Raw genomic sequence first — 3,006 nt, 5'->3', positions numbered from 1 at the left:
ATTGGTCTGGATGCTCGGCGCCTTTATGAGAGCGCGCAAATTTGACCATCTGGCATGGGTATGGGTTTTGTTTCATCTCGCCCTTGTCGCGCTGGCCACGTTTGGCCACTTCTATCTGATGGTGGAGTTTTCAGCCGGGGTCTGACGCTGGCTTTTCCCTTGACCCGCCCCGCCCCTTGTCGGAAACCCATATCCATGGGTGCAGCAGAGCTTTTCATCGATCTTGACGCCGTGGCCGCCAATTGGCGGGCGCTGGACGCGATGTCTGCGGATCATGTCGAAACCGCAGCGGTCGTCAAAGCAGACGCCTACGGTCTTGATGTCACCCGTGTTGCGCGAAGGCTGACGGCACACGGCGTACGCAGCTTTTTTGTGGCCTTGGCTGGCGAAGGCGTGGCCCTGCGTCATGTGGTGGACGACGGCGCCGATATTTACGTGTTTTCCGGCCATATGGCGGGGGACGGAGACGCGTTACATTCAGCAGATCTGATCCCAATGCTGAACAGCCCCGAACAGGTGGCACGTCATTTTTCTGAAACGCCGGGGCACGCCTTTGGTGTGCAGCTTGACACCGGAATGAACAGACTAGGGATGGAGCCCAACGACTGGGCGGCTTTGCGCGGCGATCTGATGGCGGCGGGGCCAAGATTGGTGATCTCGCATCTGGCCTGCGCCGACACGCCCGATCATCCAATGAACCACCAACAGTTGCGGGCCTTTATCGAGATGACCGAAGGTGTCGCGCGGCGATCTTTGGCCGCGACTGGCGGACTTCTGCTCGGCCCGGAATATCATTTCGAGCTCGTGCGTCCGGGCATCGGGCTTTACGGCGGCTTGCCGTTCACCGAAGCGACGCCTGTTGTGCGTCTGTCGGTCCCGGTGGTTCAGACACGCAGCGTGCGCCCGTTTGAAACGGTTGGGTATGGCAACGCGTGGGAAGCCGATATCGAACGCCAGATTGCGACGATTTCTGCGGGTTACGCCGATGGGCTGATCCGTTCGATGGGCCAAGGCGCGCAGATTTATGCAGGCGACGTGGCTTGCCCCGTTGTGGGGCGTGTTTCGATGGACCTTATTACCGTCGACGTGACCCATCTGGACGAGGTGCCCGACACTTTGGACGTTTTAGGCACGCATCAAAGCGTCGATGATCTTGCCGCGTGCGCAGGCACGATTGGCTATGAAATTCTGACCTCGCTTGGTCATCGCTATGCGCGCCGATACGAGGGCGCATAGTGAGGTTTCTAGCCGCGATAGGGGCGTTTGTCCTGGGCGCTTTGGCCGCTATCGGCCGTGTGGCGATCTTCGCCTTCGACACGATCAGCCATCTGGCCCGTCCGCCGTGGTATCCGCGTGAATTTGGCGTGCAGCTATTACAAATTGGCTGGAATTCTCTGCCGGTTGTCGGGCTGACCACAATCTTCACCGGCGGCGCTTTGGCGTTACAAATTTTCGCAGGCGGCGCGCGCTTCTCGGCCGAAGCTGTCGTCCCTCAGATCGTCGCAATCGGTATGGTGCGCGAGTTGGGCCCCGTCTTAGTGGGCCTGATGATCGCCGCGCGCGTCACGTCTTCCGTCGCCGCCGAGATCGCAACGATGAAAGTGACCGAGCAGATCGACGCATTGGTGACGCTTTCAACCAATCCGATGAAATACCTCACCCTGCCGCGCGTACTGGCCGCCACCGTGGTTATGCCGGTGCTGGTCGCAGTTGGCGACACAATCGGGATCATGGGCGGGTTTCTGGTCGGCGTGAACCGTCTTGGCTTTAATGCCTCGACCTATCTGACAAATACCATCGACTTTCTTGAATGGGTCGACATCGTGTCATCCCTGTCCAAAGGCGCAGTCTTTGGATTCATTGCGGCATTGATGGGCTGTTATTTCGGCATGCGGTCGCAGCGCGGTGCTGCGGGTGTGGGTGCGGCCACCAAAGGCGCGGTTGTGGCGGCGAGCGTGCTGATCCTTGGCGCAAACTTCATACTAACAGAGATGTTTTTCGCAGGATGATCGAACTTCGCGGTGTTCATAAAGCCTTCGGGTCAAAAGAGGTTCTTCGGGGCGTCGATCTGGTGATCCCCACAGGCGAGAGCATGGTGATTATCGGCGGCTCTGGCACCGGCAAATCGGTGTGCCTGAAAAGCGTTCTGGGACTTATTGCGCCTGATAGGGGCGAGATCATGGTCGAGGGGCAGGATGTGACGCAGCTTCGCCAGGGCTCGTCCGAGCGTGATACGTTTCTGGCCCGGTTCGGCATGTTGTTTCAAGGCGGCGCGCTGTTTGACAGTTTGCACGTCTGGGAAAACGTCGCCTTCCGCCTTTTGCGCGGATCGCAGAAGCGCCCTAAAGACGAGGCCCGCGAGATTGCCATCGAGAAGCTGCGCCGCGTCGGGCTGACGCCAGATGTGGCAGATCAGTTTCCCGGCGAACTGTCGGGCGGCATGCAAAAGCGCGTTGGCCTTGCCCGCGCGATTGCCGCCGAGCCCGAGATCATCTTCTTTGACGAGCCAACCACCGGCCTTGATCCGATCATGTCAGGTGTCATCAACGAACTGATCCGCGAAATTGTCGTCGAAATGGGCGCCACGGCCATTACCATCACACATGATATGAGCAGCGTACGCGCGATTGCCGACAAGGTTGCAATGCTACATGGCGGGAAAATCCGCTGGACCGGCCCTGTGGCGGAAATGGACAACAGTGGAGATCCCTATCTTACTCAGTTCATCACCGGCAGCGCCGAAGGCCCGATCGAGTCTGTTCGCTAAGGAGACCATCCCATGTACGAAGGTCCGCCGCTTCTCACGATCAAACGCCCGTCGCGACGCCCCTCTGAGGCGCAGATCGAAGCCTTCACCGGTGTGCCTACGGCTGTCGTGTCGGACGCAATGGACGGACGCGGCGCGCTTTCTAGCACATCCGGCATCTGGACCCCGCTCTGCCGCCGGCCGTCTGTGGACCGGCATTGACGGTCTGGACCGGGGGCTGCGGATTTGTTGTCGCTGCA

General features: G+C 59.6%; 4 protein-coding genes. All 4 read left to right on the top strand.

The annotated features are described in order from the left end of the window. The first annotated feature begins 195 nt into the window (after positions 1–195). The 4 genes from alr to Q1B15_RS08300 are packed head-to-tail and all read left to right on the top strand — an operon-like array spanning position 196 to position 2,968. Positions 196–1,236: an alanine racemase gene (alr, locus tag Q1B15_RS08315; protein ID WP_299752861.1), complete on the top strand. Its 1,041-nt coding sequence runs from the start codon at positions 196–198 to the stop codon at positions 1,234–1,236. Next, on the top strand, positions 1,233–2,009 hold the full coding sequence (locus Q1B15_RS08310; RefSeq protein ID WP_299752864.1) for an ABC transporter permease: 777 nt from the start codon (positions 1,233–1,235) through the stop codon (positions 2,007–2,009). The genes alr and Q1B15_RS08310 overlap by 4 nt, the downstream gene beginning before the upstream one ends. Then, positions 2,006–2,767 (top strand): ATP-binding cassette domain-containing protein, encoded by a 762-nt coding sequence (locus tag Q1B15_RS08305; protein WP_299752858.1) that lies wholly within the window; start codon positions 2,006–2,008, stop codon positions 2,765–2,767. The genes Q1B15_RS08310 and Q1B15_RS08305 overlap by 4 nt, the downstream gene beginning before the upstream one ends. 12 nt (positions 2,768–2,779) lie before the next feature. After that, positions 2,780–2,968, top strand: coding sequence for a hypothetical protein (locus Q1B15_RS08300; protein ID WP_299752855.1), 189 nt, complete (start codon positions 2,780–2,782; stop codon positions 2,966–2,968). Positions 2,969–3,006 lie beyond the last annotated feature (38 nt).

The organism is uncultured Boseongicola sp. (assembly GCF_937988555.1).
GTDB lineage: Bacteria > Pseudomonadota > Alphaproteobacteria > Rhodobacterales > Rhodobacteraceae > Boseongicola.
This window is presented reverse-complemented; position numbering and strand designations above follow the sequence as displayed.

Coding starts and splice junctions, on each gene's coding strand:
- alr (WP_299752861.1), top strand. CDS start 196: ATGGGTGCAGCAGAGCTTTTCATCGATCTTGACGCCGTGGCCGCCAAT.
- Q1B15_RS08305 (WP_299752858.1), top strand. CDS start 2,006: ATGATCGAACTTCGCGGTGTTCATAAAGCCTTCGGGTCAAAAGAGGTT.
- Q1B15_RS08300 (WP_299752855.1), top strand. CDS start 2,780: ATGTACGAAGGTCCGCCGCTTCTCACGATCAAACGCCCGTCGCGACGC.